Annotated in this window: 1 pseudogene; it reads left to right on the top strand. The window is 54.0% G+C overall.

From position 1 onward, the window contains the following. Positions 1 to 23 precede the first annotated feature (23 nt). Positions 24 to 509: pseudogene (locus HT737_RS29360) on the top strand (GGDEF domain-containing protein); the annotation flags it as partial.

Below are 509 nucleotides of genomic sequence, written 5' to 3'. Positions count from 1 at the left end.
ACTGCCTTTGAGTCGCGGGGCGTTTCTTTGCGACGCAAGTGATTATCTGGCTGGTACTCAATCCATTCATCAACACCCCCACTACCCTGATCGAACTCCGGGGTGTGATGACCGCCTGCTACAGCGTGTTTCTCTGCTCATTGACGATTTACACTTTCCTCAAACTGCGTGAGGCCAAGCTCTACAACTACATCATGTCCCGGCTGCTGCTCGATCAGGCCTATAACGATACGTTGACCGAGATCCCCAACCGCCGGTCGTTCATGACCGTCGCGCAACAGCATCTGAAAGCCCTTCCTCGCGAGCATGACCACTATCTGGCAATGATCGACATCGACAACTTCAAGAAAGTGAATGATGTATACGGTCACGACATCGGCGATGAAGTGCTGAAGCGCGTGGCTGCCGACATCAAGACTGTGATGATGCAGCACGAATTCGCTCGTATGGGTGGCGAAGAGTTTGCGATTTATATGGCGGGCGTGCGCCGCGAGGATGTCGAGGCGCTG

It is taken from the genome of Pseudomonas sp. MD195_PC81_125, from assembly GCF_014060985.1.
Classification (GTDB): domain Bacteria; phylum Pseudomonadota; class Gammaproteobacteria; order Pseudomonadales; family Pseudomonadaceae; genus Aquipseudomonas; species Aquipseudomonas parakoreensis.
Note: the sequence above shows the minus strand (reverse complement) of the source record. Positions and strands in the feature narration are given on the sequence as shown.